This is a genomic window from Prauserella halophila, assembly GCF_024171895.1.
GTDB classification, from domain to species: Bacteria; Actinomycetota; Actinomycetes; order Mycobacteriales; family Pseudonocardiaceae; genus Prauserella; species Prauserella halophila.
In genome coordinates this window covers 528,695-544,965 of the sequence record NZ_JAMTCQ010000008.1, presented here as the reverse complement: position 1 = coordinate 544,965, position 16,271 = coordinate 528,695, and the positions used below count along the sequence as shown (strand labels likewise).

At 70.6% G+C, this 16,271-nt stretch carries 24 protein-coding genes; 15 read left to right on the top strand and 9 right to left on the bottom strand.

Annotated elements, in window-relative coordinates; all coding sequences use genetic code 11:
- Positions 1 to 328: 328 nt before the first annotated feature.
- Positions 329 to 925: a nicotinate-nucleotide adenylyltransferase gene (gene nadD, locus LY41_RS02820; protein WP_253862234.1), complete on the top strand. Its 597-nt coding sequence runs from the start codon at positions 329 to 331 to the stop codon at positions 923 to 925.
- A gap of 49 nt (positions 926 to 974) precedes the next feature.
- Here the strand turns inward: nadD and LY41_RS02815 are convergent, their stop codons facing one another.
- Entirely contained in the window at positions 975 to 2,171 is a 1,197-nt protein-coding gene (locus LY41_RS02815; protein WP_253862233.1) for a tyrosine-type recombinase/integrase, read from the bottom strand.
- Positions 2,158 to 2,946 carry a helix-turn-helix domain-containing protein gene (locus LY41_RS02810; protein ID WP_253862232.1) on the bottom strand — a complete coding sequence of 263 codons (789 nt, stop codon included), beginning with the start codon at positions 2,944 to 2,946 and terminating at the stop codon, positions 2,158 to 2,160. Before LY41_RS02810 ends, LY41_RS02815 begins: the two co-directional genes overlap by 14 nt.
- A 21-nt stretch (positions 2,947 to 2,967) precedes the next feature.
- On the opposite strand from LY41_RS02810, the gene LY41_RS02805 reads away from it, so the two are divergent.
- The 8 genes from LY41_RS02805 (at position 2,968) to LY41_RS02770 (ending at position 7,764) form a co-directional block, all read left to right on the top strand.
- The gene (locus tag LY41_RS02805) at positions 2,968 to 3,168 is read left to right on the top strand and encodes a helix-turn-helix transcriptional regulator (RefSeq protein ID WP_253862231.1); all 201 of its coding nucleotides are present in this window, start codon (positions 2,968 to 2,970) and stop codon (positions 3,166 to 3,168) included.
- Positions 3,169 to 3,400: 232 nt separating this feature from the next.
- Complete coding sequence (locus tag LY41_RS02800; RefSeq protein ID WP_253862230.1) at positions 3,401 to 3,733, top strand: hypothetical protein; 333 nt, start codon at positions 3,401 to 3,403, stop codon at positions 3,731 to 3,733.
- Complete coding sequence (locus LY41_RS02795) at positions 3,730 to 5,046, top strand: YfjI family protein (protein WP_253862229.1); 1,317 nt, start codon at positions 3,730 to 3,732, stop codon at positions 5,044 to 5,046. Before LY41_RS02800 ends, LY41_RS02795 begins: the two co-directional genes overlap by 4 nt.
- Positions 5,047 to 5,202: 156 nt before the next feature.
- Positions 5,203 to 5,421: a hypothetical protein gene (locus LY41_RS02790; RefSeq protein ID WP_253862228.1), complete on the top strand. Its 219-nt coding sequence runs from the start codon at positions 5,203 to 5,205 to the stop codon at positions 5,419 to 5,421.
- Positions 5,418 to 5,564: a hypothetical protein gene (locus tag LY41_RS02785; protein ID WP_253862227.1), complete on the top strand. Its 147-nt coding sequence runs from the start codon at positions 5,418 to 5,420 to the stop codon at positions 5,562 to 5,564. Before LY41_RS02790 ends, LY41_RS02785 begins: the two co-directional genes overlap by 4 nt.
- Before the next feature lie 157 nt (positions 5,565 to 5,721).
- Positions 5,722 to 6,783 carry a hypothetical protein gene (locus tag LY41_RS02780; RefSeq protein ID WP_253862226.1) on the top strand — a complete coding sequence of 354 codons (1,062 nt, stop codon included), beginning with the start codon at positions 5,722 to 5,724 and terminating at the stop codon, positions 6,781 to 6,783.
- A gap of 461 nt (positions 6,784 to 7,244) precedes the next feature.
- Positions 7,245 to 7,514, top strand: a complete 270-nt coding sequence (locus tag LY41_RS02775; protein ID WP_253862225.1) for a hypothetical protein — start codon at positions 7,245 to 7,247, stop codon at positions 7,512 to 7,514.
- On the top strand, positions 7,501 to 7,764 hold the full coding sequence (locus tag LY41_RS02770; protein ID WP_253862224.1) for a hypothetical protein: 264 nt from the start codon (positions 7,501 to 7,503) through the stop codon (positions 7,762 to 7,764). The genes LY41_RS02775 and LY41_RS02770 overlap by 14 nt, the downstream gene beginning before the upstream one ends.
- A gap of 22 nt (positions 7,765 to 7,786) precedes the next feature.
- Here the strand turns inward: LY41_RS02770 and LY41_RS02765 are convergent, their stop codons facing one another.
- The 6 genes from LY41_RS02765 to LY41_RS02745 form a co-directional block, all read right to left on the bottom strand.
- Positions 7,787 to 8,071, bottom strand: a complete 285-nt coding sequence (locus tag LY41_RS02765) for a hypothetical protein (RefSeq protein WP_253862223.1) — start codon at positions 8,069 to 8,071, stop codon at positions 7,787 to 7,789.
- 75 nt (positions 8,072 to 8,146) lie between these two features.
- Positions 8,147 to 9,352, bottom strand: coding sequence for a helix-turn-helix domain-containing protein (locus LY41_RS02760; RefSeq protein WP_253862222.1), 1,206 nt, complete (start codon positions 9,350 to 9,352; stop codon positions 8,147 to 8,149).
- A gap of 173 nt (positions 9,353 to 9,525) precedes the next feature.
- Complete coding sequence (locus tag LY41_RS23495; RefSeq protein WP_301296473.1) at positions 9,526 to 9,648, bottom strand: hypothetical protein; 123 nt, start codon at positions 9,646 to 9,648, stop codon at positions 9,526 to 9,528.
- Positions 9,641 to 10,051 (bottom strand): hypothetical protein, encoded by a 411-nt coding sequence (locus LY41_RS02755; protein ID WP_253862221.1) that lies wholly within the window; start codon positions 10,049 to 10,051, stop codon positions 9,641 to 9,643. Before LY41_RS02755 ends, LY41_RS23495 begins: the two co-directional genes overlap by 8 nt.
- A complete protein-coding gene (locus tag LY41_RS02750; RefSeq protein ID WP_253862220.1) occupies positions 10,048 to 10,320 on the bottom strand; it encodes a hypothetical protein in 273 nt (90 codons plus the stop codon). The genes LY41_RS02755 and LY41_RS02750 overlap by 4 nt, the downstream gene beginning before the upstream one ends.
- Before the next feature lie 382 nt (positions 10,321 to 10,702).
- Positions 10,703 to 10,993, bottom strand: coding sequence for a hypothetical protein (locus tag LY41_RS02745; RefSeq protein WP_253862219.1), 291 nt, complete (start codon positions 10,991 to 10,993; stop codon positions 10,703 to 10,705).
- A gap of 141 nt (positions 10,994 to 11,134) precedes the next feature.
- Between LY41_RS02745 and LY41_RS02740 the strand changes: the two genes are divergently transcribed.
- The gene (locus LY41_RS02740; RefSeq protein ID WP_253862218.1) at positions 11,135 to 12,394 is read left to right on the top strand and encodes an NsdA family TPR-like regulatory protein; all 1,260 of its coding nucleotides are present in this window, start codon (positions 11,135 to 11,137) and stop codon (positions 12,392 to 12,394) included.
- Positions 12,391 to 12,870, top strand: a complete 480-nt coding sequence (locus LY41_RS02735; protein ID WP_253862217.1) for a hypothetical protein — start codon at positions 12,391 to 12,393, stop codon at positions 12,868 to 12,870. Before LY41_RS02740 ends, LY41_RS02735 begins: the two co-directional genes overlap by 4 nt.
- 118 nt (positions 12,871 to 12,988) lie before the next feature.
- On the opposite strand, the gene LY41_RS02730 is transcribed toward LY41_RS02735, so the two are convergent.
- On the bottom strand, positions 12,989 to 13,318 hold the full coding sequence (locus LY41_RS02730; RefSeq protein WP_372493110.1) for a DUF6907 domain-containing protein: 330 nt from the start codon (positions 13,316 to 13,318) through the stop codon (positions 12,989 to 12,991).
- Between the two features lie 288 nt (positions 13,319 to 13,606).
- Here LY41_RS02730 and rsfS point away from each other — a divergent pair, with 288 nt between their 5' ends.
- The 4 genes from rsfS to LY41_RS02710 are packed head-to-tail and all read left to right on the top strand — an operon-like array spanning position 13,607 to position 16,263.
- Entirely contained in the window at positions 13,607 to 14,008 is a 402-nt protein-coding gene (gene rsfS / locus LY41_RS02725) for a ribosome silencing factor (protein ID WP_253862215.1), read from the top strand.
- On the top strand, positions 14,005 to 14,616 hold the full coding sequence (locus LY41_RS02720) for a histidine phosphatase family protein (RefSeq protein ID WP_253862214.1): 612 nt from the start codon (positions 14,005 to 14,007) through the stop codon (positions 14,614 to 14,616). The genes rsfS and LY41_RS02720 overlap by 4 nt, the downstream gene beginning before the upstream one ends.
- 6 nt (positions 14,617 to 14,622) lie before the next feature.
- The gene (gene octT / locus LY41_RS02715; RefSeq protein ID WP_253862213.1) at positions 14,623 to 15,399 is read left to right on the top strand and encodes a diglucosylglycerate octanoyltransferase; all 777 of its coding nucleotides are present in this window, start codon (positions 14,623 to 14,625) and stop codon (positions 15,397 to 15,399) included.
- Between the two features lie 9 nt (positions 15,400 to 15,408).
- A complete protein-coding gene (locus LY41_RS02710; protein ID WP_253862212.1) occupies positions 15,409 to 16,263 on the top strand; it encodes a DegV family protein in 855 nt (284 codons plus the stop codon).
- The last annotated feature ends 8 nt before the right edge of the window (positions 16,264 to 16,271 follow it).

Below are 16,271 nucleotides of genomic sequence, written 5' to 3'. Positions count from 1 at the left end.
CCTCGGTGCGGGGTTCCTCGGTAGTCACGGGTCCAGCTCTACACCCCGGCGCCGACACCGTCCGCTCCGCGGGGTCGTTTTCCGGCACGAGGGGACCCCTCGTGCCGGAATGTGATGCAGGGCACGTCCAAGTGCCGTCATGATGACGGTGCGGGCGGGTCCCACCCGTGATCGGAACGGGGACCCGGTCACCGGCGTGGTGCGTCCCCCAGATCGCCACGCCGCCCCGTGTGGTGCGGGCCGGCCCGGCAGGGGAGGGCCGGCCCGCACCACACGGATCACCGGCGCGGATCAGCGTCCGCGCGAACGCGGTATAGGGTGGGTGGTCATGTCGTCGCGTCGCATCGGGGTCATGGGGGGAACCTTCGACCCTGTGCATCATGGCCATCTCGTCGCTGCCAGCGAGGTGCAGGCCAGATTCGAGCTCGATGAGGTCATCTTCGTCCCGACCGGCCAGCCGTGGCAGAAGGTCGACCGGGTGGTCACGCCCGCCGAGGATCGCTACCTCATGACCGTCATCGCCACCGCATCGAACCCGGTGTTCTCCGTCAGCAGGGTGGACATCGACCGCGGTGGCCAGACCTACACCGTCGACACGCTGCGCGATCTGCGCGTGCAGTACCCGAACGACGACCTGTTCTTCATCACCGGCGCCGATGCGCTCCAGCAGATCCTCACGTGGCGTGCCGCCGACGAGGTGTTCGCCAACGCGCACTTCATCGGCGTGACGCGGCCCGGGTACCGGCTCGACAACGACCATCTGCCACCCGGCCAGACGAGTCTGGTCGAGGTCACGGCGATGGCGATCTCGTCCACGGCACTGCGCGAGCGCGTCGCGGGCGGTGAACCGGTGTGGTACCTCGTGCCCGACGGCGTCGTCCGCTACATCCACAAACGCGGGCTGTATCTGAGGGACGGGTCGTGACCTGCACGCGAGCTGCGGTCAAGATCATCGGGTACAACATCGGTACAACTCACTGAGCCTTCGCGACCGGCGGAACAGCGCCGAGAGCACCGTCGACCAGCGACCTCGTGCGGTCGATCGCGTCCGGCCACTCGTGCAGGTAGGTATTCAGCGTGACCGTCGGCGTGGAGTGCCCAAGGGCGAGCTGCACGGTCTTCACGCTCGCGCCGCTGTGGATCAACAGCGTTGCGAAGTAGTGCCGGAGCCCGTGCAGACCGAACCCTGTAGGAAGCCCCGAGCGGCGAACGGCGCCCTTCCACGCGCTCGACCACAACCCGCGGTAGAGCGGTCGGCCGGTGCTCGACGCGAACAGCAGGCGAGCCGCCCGCCGCTCGGGCTTGCGGCGATCACGCCAGTCGTCGAGTTCGACAGGTTCGGGTAGATGCGTCTCAATGTGCTGGGCGAGCACTTCGGAGACCACCGCGGGTAGCTCGACGGTACGGCGCGACGTCTGCGTCTTCAGCTTCGAGACGTGGATTCCGCGGTCCTTCGTCCGTTTCAACTGCTGGTCGATCTGGACTTCGCGCCGGAGGAAGTCCACGTGCCCAAGCTCAAGGCCGAAGACCTCGGAAGGCCGCAGCCCGCAGCCGGCGGCGACGTAAGCGATCGCCCGGTAATGGCTCGGCAGCTCCGCAGCTACCGCGTGCACCTGCTCCGCGGACGGGACGAACCGGTCCTCTCGTTCGACGCTGGGCAGCGTCACGCCCTGGCACGGGTTGAACCCGATCACCCGGTCGTCGACAGCGTCCCCGAACATCGCTTTCAGGTCGACGAACATGACACCAAGGGAGGACGGCGCCAGCTCGGCCGATCTGTCCTTCACCCACGCGCGAATGTGAGCGCCGCGTACGGCGCCGAGTCTGTTGTCCCCGAGCAGCGGGTAGACGTGGCGCCGGAACGAGCGCTCGACGCGTTCCGCGGTGCTCACGTCGTGAATCTGGTCCTTGCGCCACTGCTCGGCGTAGTCCTTGACCGTGATCTTCCCGGCTCGCGGGTCGACGTACTGACCGCGGCTGATGTCGGCGCGGACGTTCGCGTCGTGGCGCTCGGCGTCGGACTTCTTCTCGAACAGCTCGACCCGTGGCTCGCCGGTTTCAGGGTCGACCCACCGGCAGCGCCAACGCTTGCCCCGTCCGTACCGCTTGGACGGCAGCGGCTTGCCGTCGCCGCCGCGCTTCTTCAGATACCAGAGATCATCTACCGGCATCGTCGTCTCCGATCAGGTCGGCGACCTCGGCGCGCAGCCGCCGCACGGACCGGCGTACGGAATCCGGGTCTCCGCCCGAGGCGGCCCGTGCGCGCGGCGCATCCGAGCCTTCCCCGTGCCGGGCCGTTCGAACTCCGCCCTCGAATTCCGCGGGCTCTGCCACTTCGGCTTCCCGGGCCTGTACGAGCTGCTGCACCCGTCGCAGCACGTCGACCGCCGCACGCGATGCCGTGTGATCGGAACCCCGCCGCAGCCAGCGCGGCACCGCGTTCAGCTCGAAGTCTTCGTCGTCGCTTCCAGGTAGAGGTAGTGCGCGCTGTGCGAGCGCCCACGCCCACACCTCGCCGACTGGCACGGTCAACTCGGGAGTAAGTGCGACGTCGTCGGGTAGCTCGCCGACCGGGAACAACAGCCGGTTCGGGTTGACGCCGAGCACCACCGCGAGCGCGGTCAAGTCGTCGGCGTCAACGCGTCGAGTGCCCTTCTCAATCCGCGACAGGCCGAGAGGTGGGATTGGGCGGCCGTATTCGCCGAGCAGGGCGGAGAGCTTCTTGTAGTCGAGCCCTCGCGCGCTCCGCAGCTGCTCGACGTTCTGGCGGACGACCTGTCCCGTAGGGCCGAGTGGGTTCTTCTGCTTCTTCTCATCGGTCACAGCGCCGAGGCTCGCATCATTTCGATTCCTGCGCAACCGTTGTTGTTTGTCGCGCGTTGCTTCTTGACGCCAACCAGTCCCGGAGTGCAGAGTGTTTGCTGTAACGATCACTTCGATATTCACATCGATCGAAAGTGGGTTTCGATGCGAGACACCAGACCGCTCGGGAAGCGTCCCGAAGTCGCCGAGTACATCGGGGTTCCCGAAAGAACTCTCGACACGTGGGCCACCCGTGGATACGGGCCGCCCTACATCCGTGTCGGGAAACACGCGCGCTACCGCTGGTCCGAAGTGGACAAATGGCTCGACCAGCAGACCGCACGCGGCGGCCGGGTGACGATGTAATGCCCGCCGGAACAGTGAAGACCCGCCGCCTCGGAGCAGAAAACGAGACGACGGGCCGTCGAAAGACCACCAGCAGGTCCACCCCGAGGGTAGCGCAGCCGGACGACATTACGGCCCATCGCAGGCGCCGCGATGTGCGCAACGCCTGCCGCCGCACCGAACGACACCTGCGCGACGCCGGCCTGTGGGGCGTGCTGTCGGCCCGCGTGCTCGACGACATCGAGGCCGCGTCATGAGCGCCGATGTCGTGACCCTCAGTCGGGCCGAGTACGACCAGCTCGTTGACGACGCGCAAGCGTGGCGCGCGCTCAAGCGGTCGGAGCACGTCATGGACCTGCTCGCCGAGTGGGCCGAGTGGCGCCGACGCCGCGACATGTCCGCCGCAACCGCGGCCATGGCGGGGCTCGTGAACTGGCGGAAGGTCGCCGGCGCGGCCACCTACGCCGAGCTCGAACGCCGGCGCCGTGTCTACGACCGGCCCGCCCTCACCCCCGACCAGATCAAGGCCCGTGCCGCCGCTTCGTGGGCCGCGGGCGAACCGAACACATGGAGTACCGCCGCGTGACTACTGATGACGTGCGGAGGCCACCGCCCGAGATCGCAGTCGACGAGCAGGACGTCGACGAGAGCCCGGTCGACCGGGTCGTGTCGTTCCCGACGCTGACATCGGAGGCGTTGCAGGGCACGGCCGGGTGGATCGTGGAGTCGGTCGTGCCGCACTCCGAGGCGCACCCGGCGGCCGTGCTGGCGACGCTGCTGGCACGGTTCGGCGTGGTCGTGGGCCGGGAGCCGCATGTGCGGGCCGACAACCGCACCCACCCGACCCGGGTGTGCCCGCTGATCGTGGGCAAGACCAGCACCGGCGCGAAGGGCACCTCGGCCGGCGTCGTCGACGCCCTGTTCGACGCCGCAGAGTTCGCCGACCCGGGCGGCGTGCCGAAGGTCGGCGGCCTGTCATCCGGGGAAGGTCTGATCGACCTGGTACGCGACGGCACCGGCGACGACCCGGACGCGAAGACGTTCGACGAGGGCGTCGTCGACAAGCGGGTTTACATCGAGGAGCCGGAGTTCGCCGGCACGTTGTCGGTGATGGAGCGCAACGGGTCGATCCTGCCCCGGGTGCTGCGCGAAGCGTGGGACGGCGGAGTGCTGCGCACCCTGACCCGCGGCTCGCCGTTGACCGCGACCGGCGCGCATATCGTCATCGTCGGTCACGCCACCCCGGGCGAGCTGAAAGCACGTCTCACCGATGCCCAGCTCGCCGGCGGCACCATGAATAGGTTTCTGCCGATCGCGTCCCGGCGCACAAAGTTGTGCCCCGACGGCGGCAACATCCCCGAGAACATCGTCGGCGAGGTCGCCGGCGTTCTGGCCGAGCGGGCGGCCCTCGGCTGGAAGGTCGGCGAGGTCAAGCGCACCGCGGCTGCCGATGAGCTGTGGCGCGCCCAGTACGGGCACGTCCGTCGTGAGCGGCCCGACGGTGCGGTCGCGAAGTTCCTGTCCCGCGCGGTGCCGCAGGTGCTGCGGCTCTCGCTGGCCTACGCCCTCCTCGACGGGCACCACGAGGTCGACGAGCCGCACCTGCGGGCCGCGCTGGCGCTGTGGGAGTACGCCAGCGCCTCGGCCGAGTGGCTGTTCGGCACCGAACCCGACAGCGGCGAGCAGGACCGGCTCGTCGAGTTCATCGCCGCGGCCGGCGCCGCCGGCCGATCCAAGACCGAGGTCGCGAACGGGCACTTCGCCAAGAACCGCAAGGCCGCCGAGATCGACGCGATTCTCCGGCCCCTCATCGAGGACGGCCGCATCCGCCAGGAAGTCACGCCACGACAGCGCGGCCGACCGTCCACTCGCTACTTCACCACAGACCGCCGGAATTAACGGACTTACGGACAAACGCCATGACCAGCGAAAACGCCACGGACTTAATCCGAAGGTCCGTAAACCCGCGGAGAAAAGCACCCAGCATTTCAGCAGGTCACACGCTTAATCCGTAACTCCGTTAATTCCGGAGACCGTAAGCAAAGGGGAAGAACCATGACCGACCCGTACGCGATCGTCGGCGGCGCCGAACTCGACGCCCTGCTCCGCAACCTCGCCGGAACCGAGCGCTGCGACGACTGCGGTGGCGAACCCGCGATCGTCGCCGCCGAACGCGACATCACCGCGGAACTACTCCACCGCCCCGACTGTCCCGACGTCCTCGAGGTTCACGTCGACGACGCACTCCGCCACATCCTCGGCGACCCGACATGACAACGGTCCCCACGCGCGACCCCGCGCCGGACCTGCTCGCCGACGCGCTCCGGCAACTCGCCGACGCCGCCGCACTCGTCGCCGACCACCTCGACCCGCAACCGTCCACAACCGACCCCGACCAGGAAGGACACCCGAAGTGAGTAGACCTCAGCACACCGCCCAATGCCGCGAACCGTCGTGCGACTGGACCCGAACCGGGCCACTCCCGGCCGTCGACGAATGGGCAGCACTGCACTCGTCACACACCGGCCACACCGTTACGTATTCCGCCCGCCCCGACCCGGAGGTACCGACCCGATGATCCGCCGCACCAAGCACAAGACCGACACCACGACCGGCAAGACCGAACCGAAAGGCCAGACGATGACCACGACCAAGCGGCCCCGCGTCACCAGCGAGCAGCGCACCGCTACCCACGCCCTCGTCCGCGCCGTCGACGAGCACGACCTCGGGCACCTGCTCACAGACACCCGCGCCGCCCTCGACCGGGCCAAACTCGTCGGCGCCGAGTTCGCCACCGCCCGCACCGAACTGCGCGACCGGCTCGCCCACCTCGCCGACAACGTCGTCGCCGGCGACACCACCCCCGCCGACGCCGTGCACGCCCTCGCACCGATCGCCGTCGAACGCGGCAAGATCGACCACGTCGACGGCACCCTCGCCGCACAGCTCGAACGGCAGGTCGCCGACGCCCTCGAGGCCGAAGCCGTCCAGGCCGCGCGCCGTGACGCCGGCAAGGTGCACGACTCCCTGTCGAAGCAGGCCGCCCAACTCGTCGACCAGTCCATCGACGCCGCACGGCAGCTACTCGACCTCGACGACTACGCCGCCACGATCCAGCGCGTGCAGCAGCAGGCCCGCAAAGGCCCGCACGAGAACGTGTGGGACTCCGACCGCGGATGCCTCCGAGGCTGGCCACGGGTCAACCTCGACGGAATCGAGCCGATCAAGCTCGGCACCGTCGGCACGCTGCGCGACCTCGCCGCCCGCATGCGGGCGCTGCATCACGCCGGCCGCATCGTCGCCGCACTCGACCAGACCACCGCCAGCACGCTCTACCGCACACCCGGCACCCGCAGCGACGAAAGCGACCTCCGGTGGGTCCCGCCCGAACTACACCTGCCGGTGGCGGCTCGCCTCGGCTGGACACCCGGACTGTGGCGAACCGCCGAGGCCCAGCCCCGGCCCGGCCAGCAGCACACCACCCGCAAGCCGCGCCCGCCCCGCGACGCCGGCGAAGACGACATGCGCGCCGCCACCCGAGCCGCCGTCGCCAGCGTCCCCGACCAGCAACACGAGACCCGCGCCGGGCAGGCGTTCGCCGGCCTCGGCCGATTCCTCCCCGGCGGCCGCAGCTAGCCATGGCCCACCGCACCACCACGGCCGGGGCCGAGGGCACCACGCCCTCGGCCCCGGCCGACCACTGCACCCGCCCCGACTGCCACCGCCCCGCCCGTACCCGCCGACTCTGCGGAACCCACTACCAAGCATGGCGCCGCGCCCGAGGCCCACAACCCGCCCGCCAGCCACTCCCGCCCGCCGAACTCGCCCGACTCCGCCACGCCGTCGGCCTACCACCCGAAGGCCCCACCGACGAACAGGCCGCGCAGTGGCAGCGCGAAGAGAAGAGGAACCGGCCATGAGACGACCACGGCCCAACTGTGACCAGCAACAATGCGGCGAATCACAGCGCCGTTTTCCCCTCAGCTTTTCAAAGCTACACCCCCGTCCCTCTGTCCATTTTTTTGCGCGAACGATTCAAGGGAGGGGGGACGATGAACGGAAAACCTGCTAAACGTCGCTCGTCGCTCAGTTCGTCCGTGAAACGCCTCGGGCGTGAGCTGGGGGTGCCGTCGTGGACTCCGGAGCTGCGCACGGCCGAGCGGCTGGCCGAGGTGGTCGACGGCATGAGCGCGGAGCAGGCCGAGCGGATGCTCGGGCAGACGGTGCCGCCGTTGTTGCGGGCGCTGGAACGGGTGCGTGAGCAGGCCACGGACACGGACGCCGGTGCCGCGGCCGGTCGGGGCTTGTCCGAGTCCGAGTTGACCGCGTTTTTGGCCGGGTTGGAGGGTGACCGTGGGCCCGGCTGAACGTGAGGCGGTGGCCGGGGTGGCGGCGCACATGTGGCCGGGTGTTGCGGTGTCGGAGCGGTTGGGCCGGGCGGCGGTGCTGGCCGCGCGGCAGGTCGACGCCGGGGAGGGTGTGGGCCGCGAGGTGCTGACGCGGGTTCTGTGGCTGTTGCGGGAGTGTGGGCCGGCGCCGTCCGCGCTCGACGAGTTGCGGGCGAAGCGGGCGTGCCGCCCGGTGCTGGGGAGCGGCTGGACGGCACGCGAGGGGTAACAGCGTTCCTCCCGGGTGCCGGTCAGTCGATGCCGAGCCATTCGTGCCAGCAGGCGTGGCAGTCGAACAGGGCTGGCGGCACGCGGCGGTGTCGGCGAGGCACGACGATCTGGCGGCCGCACAGCATCTCGGCCACGGTGTCGGCGGCCGGTTCGTCGACGGTGCCGCCGATGTGGCGCACGCCTTCGGCGACCGGGCGCCATCCGGGCACCGTGTCGAGGTCGGGCGCATCGGGGTCGGCCTCGATCGGCCACCCGTCCGGGCCGATCGTGACCATATGGCCGCTGGGGAATTGCACGTGCCGCATGGCCAGACCATCGACCGCCGGTGACCTGCGACAACAGGGGTTGCGCCATGCGCATAGGCAGGCGCATAAGCGCGTCTACCGGCCAGGGTCGCCGGTCATGTGTCGATACGCCTGCTCCAGCTGCCGCGCCGCCGAGGGCTGCCCCTCGCCGACCGTCCGGACGACCTCGGCAAGGCGCCACCAGTTCGACGGCACGATCCGCTGAGACATCATCGCGGTCTGCGCAGCGTCAGCTGCGGCATCCAGCTCGCCGCGCTTGGCCTCCACGAGCGCAAGATCGACGTGTGCGGTCGCGTAGCGGCGTGGCCAGGTCTGGCCGTCGTCGGCAGGCCGGAACGTCTCGATCACCTGGCGAGCTTGCTCCGCTGCCTCGGAAGCGCCGAGCCACGCCAGCGTGGTCGCCTGGTAGGCGAGCGCCTTTGCCGGGTCATAGCGATAGTGGTGTTCCGGGGTGTCCGGGGTCGCCATGCGGGCCGAGAGCGCCTGCACGTCGTCGACAGCCCGATAGGTGTCGTCCCACAGGCCCAGCCGCGCGGCGGCACGTCCGGCCTGCGCGGTCGCCTGAACCTGCGCGCTACTGCCGTAGGGCGCCAGTTCCCGCGCACGCTCCGCGAGCGTGGCGGCTCGCTGGTAATGGCCTGCGGTGAGCACTCGCCATGCCTCGGTCTCCCAACACCACGCGACGATGTCGGGATGCCCCGCATGTTGTGCCAGGCTCGCCGCGGTACGCAGCTGCGCGGTCGCCGGTCGATGCTGCTCAAGGTCGATATTCACGGTCGCCGCGAGCAGCGAGAACCAGCCACCGAGAACCAGCAGCCGCCGATGATCGGTCAGGGTTTTCCGGGGCGCCTCGACCAGGCCGCCGATATAGGACAAGTGCCGTCGCAACCTCGGAAGCAGGTCCTCGGGCCGCGCGGATGGGTAGTCCATGGCCAGCGCGTCGAACATGACCTCCAGCTGGTCCAGTGTGGCCGAGCTGGTGTCGCTGGCCATCACCCGCCGCTCAAGCTCCAGCGCGGCCAGCTCATCATCCTCACCAAGCAGGCCCGCTGCCTGCTGTTGCGTCTCGGCCTGGTGCGCGAGCTGGCGTAGGGCGCCGCCCGCTCCGACGAGTTCGTCGAGCCGGCCGGCGACGCCCGGATCGTCAACCGCCTGCGTGTCGGACTCGTAGCGCGACAGGCTGGCCTGCGAGATCGGCACCAGGCGTGCCAGGCGGGACTGTGACAGGCCGGCGGCGGCGCGGAGCCGACGCAGACACTGCCCGAACGTCTCGGACGACATGGGGCTACCTCGCTCGCGGAGTCGGTCTCTCCGCGTGGCCCCCGGTGGCCAAACCGGGGGCACTACCTCCGCGAAGAGGACACCGGCCAGGGTAGCCCGATCACCGGCCCCGGCGGGAACGGCCGACCGAGGGGTACGCAGAAGTGCGCACCCCTCGGTCGACCGCGCTCGGGTCAGCAGGCGGTCGACAGCACGCCGGGCGCCCACGTGTACAGCGTGGCGACGGCGCAGGCCAGCGCCAGCGACACCGACCACCCGGCTACGGCCATGCGGCGGAACCACTCACGGTCAGACATGGTCGGCACCGCCCTCGGCGCGGGCACGCTCGAGCGCGGCCAGGGCGGCACGCCGGGTGGCATAGTCCAGCTCCGACGACCACCGGGCGGCGGTGTCGCCGTCCTGACGCCAACACGCCCACCAGTGCCGGGCACCGTGCCGCCAGCCGCGCCACGGCCGGCCGTCGCCGACCCATCCGACGAACACGCCGTCGAGGGTGACGCGGTAGGCCACGGTGCCGCCCTCCTCCATGGGCTCGACTCGTTCCAGCGTCTCGCCGGCGCCGAAGTGGACGTGCCGGATACCGCCGGCGCCGGCGGGAGGGGCGCCGCGGTGCTCGTCGAGGCGTGCGCGAATGTCGCCGAGTCGGCGTTCGACGGCGTCGAGCTCGCCGCGCAGCGCGTGCAGATCGTCGCCGGTCACTCGACCTCACCCCACCGCGCGGCGTGGTCGAACTTGTCGGCGAACAGCGCAGCGTCGGCCGCGGTGAGCCCGTCCGGTACGGCATGGTCGCGCAGCCGCTCGACGAGATGTTCCACCGCGGCCCGGTGCCGAGCGGCGACGCCGCTGGTAGCGCAGAAGGCTTCCTTGTACTTGTTGGCCTGCCGCCGCCAGTGGCGGGCGCGCAACGCGAACGTGAGCGTGGCCGCGGCGAGCAATGCGCACAGCGCGGCGAGAATTACAGTTGCCATGGGTCGGAACCTCATTTCCGATCAAGGCCCCGGCAGGTGGTGCAGTCACCTCGCCGGGGCCGCCTTCTATTGGGCGCCCCGCGTGGTGCCGACCAAGGCCGGTCGGAACAACCCGGGAACAACTTGGGTTGAGTAGAGCCGCGTAGCAACGCGCGACGACGGGTGACGTTTCAGCAGGTCACACGCGAGAAAGAGGGAATCCGCCCTGGTCAGCGTTCCCCGAGGTGCGCTACATCCACAAACGCGGGCTGTATTTGGCGAGTCGGTCCTGATCGGGGCTGGTGTTGTGGTTGAGCGTGTCGGGGAGGACGTCGGTACCACTTACTGAGTCGGTCGTCGTGTTCCCGTTGCCGGGTGGCTGTGGTCGTGGGCCTCGGGTCGTTCAGTCGATGCCGAGCCAGACGTGCCAGCAGGCCGAGCAGTCGAACAGGGCCGGTTGCGGATGGTGGCGTCGGTGAGGTCGGGTTGTGGTGATCTGGCGGCCGCACAGCATTTCGGCCACGGTGCCGGTGGCCGGTTCGTGGACGGTGCCGCCGATGTGGCGTACGCCTTCGGCGACCGGGCGCCAGCCGGGCACGGTGTCGAGATCGGGTGTGTCGGGGTCGGCCTCGATCGGCCACCCGTCCGGACCGATCGTGAGCAGGACACCGTCGGCGCGGTGCAGTTGGTGCATGAGTGAAGCGTGCAGCCGGGAGCAGCGCGTGTAGACGGACAACACCGGGGAGCGCAAGGGGAGAGTTGTGGGAGCGCCGCCGCTTCCTCCTCGCGTGGTCGTTTGGTTACACTCCGCGCATGTCAGGCGGGAGGGGCGCGGGTGGCGGAACGTAACGAGTTGCTGCGCGCAGCCCGGTTGCGGATCGAGTCGCCGTCGTCGCCGCAGCAGCCGATGACTCGTCAAGAGCTGGCCGAGGCCATCAATGCCCATCTGTACCGGGCGAGCGGCGGCCGCCAGGTCACGGCGGTGGACGCGAACCACGTGGGCAAGTGGGAACGGGGCGTCATCCGCTGGCCGGCCGCGTACTATCGGCAGGCGCTACGCGTGATCCTCGACGTGGCCACCGATGCCGAGTTGGGGTTCACCCGCCCTCGTCGTCAGCCCGATAACGTGGACCGTAAGACGTTTCTCAAGACCGCGCTCGGCACGGGTGCCGGCGCGATGGTGGCGCGTCACCTTCCTGCCGCCCCCGCCGACGCAAGCGACCTGGTCTCGACCGTGGCCGCGCCGACCGCGCACTACCGGCGCCTTGAATCTGCGGTGTCGTGTGAACACCTCGCACCGGTCGTCGAAGCGCACCTGACGTTCGCGACCAGCGTGGTCACCGCCGATGCGCGCACGTCGGCCGGATACGGCGTACTGGCCGAGGTGGCCGGTCTGTCGGCGTGGGTGGCCGCCGACCGTGGCGACAACGCCACCGCCCGACGCCGCTACCTGGACGCGATCGGCCACGCCGAGCGTGCGCACCACCCGCTACTCGGCGCCTACATGACCGCGAGCCTCGGGCATTTCGCCGTCGAGTCCGGCGACCCGTGGCAGGGCACGCGCCTGCTCGACCGTGCCGCAGCCCAGCTCGACGACACCGCACCGGACGCGGCGCGCGCATGGCTGGCCTCGCTGCACGCCGTGGCACACGCCGCGCTCGGTGACCACGCCGCGACCCGCGCCGGGCTACGCACCGCCGAACGACTCACCGGCCGCCAGCGCGGCGAACCGCACTGGCCGTGGGTATTCGCGTTCGACGACGCCAAGGCCGCCCGTTACCAGGCGGGAGCGCTGGCCCGGCTCGGTGACGCCCGAGCCGCCGCAACCGCCTACCAAGCCGCCGCGCCCACGCTCGCCGCGCCGAAACCCCGCGCGCTCGCCCAACTCGACCATGCCCGCGCCCTGGCTGCCGTGGGACGGCTCGGCGAGGGTTGCCGGCTCGCCGCCGACGCGGCCCGCACCGGACACGCTTACACCAGCGAACGCATCACCGCCCGCGTGCGCGAGTTCCGCGGCACGCTCCCGGCCCGCTGCGCCGAAGCGCGCGAACTGGACGACACCCTCGCCGAGCTGTACGAAACGGACCGCCCATGACCCGAATGGCCATCACCGGACACCGTGGCCTGCCCACCGACGTGACCGACCGTGTCACCGTCGAGCTGCGCGCCCTCGTCGACGGGCACGCCGACGGCGAACTGACGGCAGTCTCGTGCATCGCCGACGGGCCGGATTCCCTGTTCGCCCGCTTCGTCCTCGACGCCGGTGGCGCGCTCGTCGTCATCGTGCCCGCGGCCCGCTACCGCGACGGCCTGCCCATCGAGCACCATGCCACCTACGACGCGTTGCACGCCTGCGCCGCACACGTGATCAACCTGGATCACGTCGAGTCGACATCCGAAGCGCACATGGACGCCTCGTTACGCATGCTCGACGAGGCAGACCACCTCGTCGCCGTGTGGGACGGCCAACCCGCCCGCGGGTTCGGCGGCACCGCCGACGTCGTGGCGGCGGCACGCGAACGCGGCATGCCCGTCACCGTCGTATGGCCCGACGGAGCCACCCGCGACTAGCGATCCGCCGCGCAGCTGAGGAAACCGGGAACGTCCGCACCCTGCCGACAAGGCCGACGGGCCACGGTGTCGTCGGCGTACATCGCCTCGACACGTTCCAACGTCATCCCGGCCGGCATCAGGCGACATCACCCTCGCGGCCGGCACGCTCGACCTCGGCCAGCAGCGCACGCCCCAGCGCCGCGGTCTCGGCGAGCGTGAGGTTCAGACTCGGCAGGTCCGCGCGGATCACATCCGGGCCGACGTCGACGCGTGGCTCGACCTCCCGCACGTGCTGGGTCAGGGCCACCTGCAGCACCGGTTGCTCGGCGATCGTGCGGTCGTCGACGTGCCACACGTTCGGCGTCGCCAGCGTCAACGGCACATCGTTGCCGAAGGAGAGGTGCGTCCGGTCCGGCAGCGGCTCGGTGTCCTCGTGATCGGTGGAACACCACGATGGGCACGTCAGGCCCTCTCACGGTGCCGGCGGTCGGCTCGTCGATGGCGTCGCCGATGTGGCGCACACCCTCGGCGGCCGGGCGCCAGCCGGTCACCGTGTCGGGATCGTCCGAGCCGGTGCGGGCCGGTCCGCCGACGAGTCGGCACGGCATCACGCCGGGGCAGATCTGCTCCGGCGCGTCCTCGTGCCGCGGGCCGTATCGCACGCATCACGACTGACCGGGCGGAGGCGACAGGTGCGTCGGCCCCTCCGGGTATCCTGCATCCGGCGTACGTACGAAATCCGGAGGGCACCACCGTGGCAGCGACGGCCGAAGCACGAGATCTCGCGAACGTGGCTGCGCACGCGGCTGCGGACAAGAAGGCGACCGACATCGTCGTGCTCGACGTCTCCGAGCAGCTCGTCATCACCGACACCTTCGTCATCGCGTCCGCGCCGAACGAACGGCAGGTCGCATCGATCGTGGACAACGTCGAGGAGAAGATGCGCAAGGCCGGGTACAAACCGGTGCGCCGTGAGGGCGAGCGCGAGGGCCGCTGGGTCCTGCTCGACTTCGTCGACGTCGTGGTTCACATCCAGCACGACGAGGAACGCACCTTCTACGGCCTCGAACGGCTGTGGAAGGACTGTCCGCAGCTCGAGGTCGACGGTCTCGAGGAGGCGGTGGCCCGAGCCGCCGAGGAATCGGACGCCCCGTGAGCGTCGAACGGATCGTGCTGTGGCGGCACGGCGAGACCGATTACAACGCCGCAGGCCGCATGCAGGGACACCTCGACTCGGCGCTGACCGAGGTGGGCTGGAACCAGGCGCGGTTCGCCGTGGCCGCGCTCGCACGGTTCGAACCGGACCTGGTGATCGCCTCCGACCTGCGCCGCGCCACCGACACCGCGACCGTGCTGACCGACGTGATCGGTGTCCCGTTGCGGCTCGACAAGCGGCTCCGCGAAACGCACCTGGGCGAGTGGCAGGGCATGACGGGCTCCGAGGTCGGGGCGCAGGCGCCCGGAGACCGGGAGCGCTGGCGGCTCGACGCGACGTGGGCCCCGCCCGGCGGTGAATCCCGTGTCGACGTGGCCGAACGGGCCGGGGAGGTCGTCACCGATCTGCTGCACGGCGACGAGGAGTACGGCACGGTGCTGCTCGCGGCCCACGGTGGACTGATCCTCGCGTTGACGGCGTACCTCGTGGATCTGCCCGTGACGCTCTGGCCGTCGCTCGGTGGCATCGGCAACTGTCACTGGGTGGACCTGCGCCGCCGTGACGACCGGTGGCGACTGCACGCCTACAACGCCGGCATGACGGGATAACTCCCGATGGCGGACCCGGTGCAGGCGGCGCCCCGGATCCTGGTGCTCGGCGATTCGCTGAGCTTCCACGGGCCGGACAGCGGGCACCCGGCCGACGATCCCCGGCTGTGGCCGAACGTGTGCGCCCGCGAGCTCGGCGGGGAGGCCGTGCTGTTCGCCGGTTTCGGATGGACCGCCCGGGACGCGTGGTGGGCACTGATCGGCGACCCGCAGCTGTGGGCACAGTTGCACCGGGCCGACGTCGTCGTACTGGCCGTCGGCAGCATGGACACCCTGCCCTCACCCCTGCCGACGTACCTGCGCACCGGATTGCGCTACCTGCGCCCGGACGGGCTCCGGCGGTTCGCCCGCGGTGCCTACCGCCGCACACAGCCTGCGCTGGCACGGCTGACCCGGGGCCGGCCCGCGGTGTTGCCCGCCCGGCTGACCGTCCGGTATCTCGACACGGCCGTCGGCGCGCTCCGCGTTCTCCGCCCGGAACTGCCGGTCGTGGGCTGGCTGCCGTCGGTGCACCGGTCGGCCGACTACGGCCGGGTCCACGGTGAACGGGCCGCGACCGCGGCGAGGCTGGCCGCGTGGGCGGAACGCACCGACGTCCCGATGCTCGACCTGGCCGCCGTCATCGGGGAGCACGTGCTCGGCGGGCACGGCAATCCCGACGGCATGCACTGGGGCTGGGACGGCCACGCCGCTGTCGGACGGGCGATGGCGGACCGGATCGGATCGGCCGCGCCCGGCGTGGCGGCGGCGCCGGTCGTGGGCCGGGACGCTCCCGGAACGTAGGCTGACGGCGTGCCGGTCGCCGTCGTCACCGATTCCACCGCCCATCTCCCGGAAGGCTTCGCCGAGAGGTTCGGCATCCGGGTGGTCCCGTTGCATGTGCTCGTCGACGGGCTGGCCGTGCCCGCTGCCGAATTCGGTCCCGAGGAACTGACCGCTGCGCTGCGGCGGAAACGCATCGTCACGACATCGCGGCCGACGCCCTCGGAGTTCGCGGCCGAGTTCCGGGCGGCGCTGGACGCGGGTGCCGATTCGGTGGTCTCGGTGCACCTGTCGAAGCGCCTGTCGGGCACGTGGGAAGCCGCGGTGCTCGCGGCGCAGGAGGTCGGCCCGGAGCGGGTGCGGGTGGTGGATTCGCGCACGACGGCGATGGGCCTCGGATTCGCCGCGGGTCACGCGGCGATGATCGCCCGGGACGGCGTGAGCGGCGCGGAGGTCGAGGAGGCCGCGATGGCCGCCGCGTTGCGGTCGCGGACCCTGTTCGTCGTGGAGACCCTCGAGCATCTTCGGCGCGGTGGGCGGATCGGCCACGCAGCCGCCGTGCTCGGCACGGCGCTGATGGTCAAACCGGTGCTGCACATGGCCGACGGCGAGATCACGCCGCTCGAAAAGGTACGGACCACCGGTCGGGCGATGGCGCGGCTGGTCGAGTTGGCTGCCGATGCCGCCGCGGCCGAACTGGACGTGGAGGTCGCGGTACACCACCTCGCCGCGCCGGACCGGGCGGCGGAACTGGCGACGCGGCTCGACGAACGGCTGCCGGCGTCGCGAGGATGCGTGGTCAGCGAACTCGGCGCGGTGATCGGTGCCCACACCGGCCCCGGAGTCCTCGGTGTCGTCGTGCAGCCGCAGGTTCCGGGGTCGTGAGGACTCGG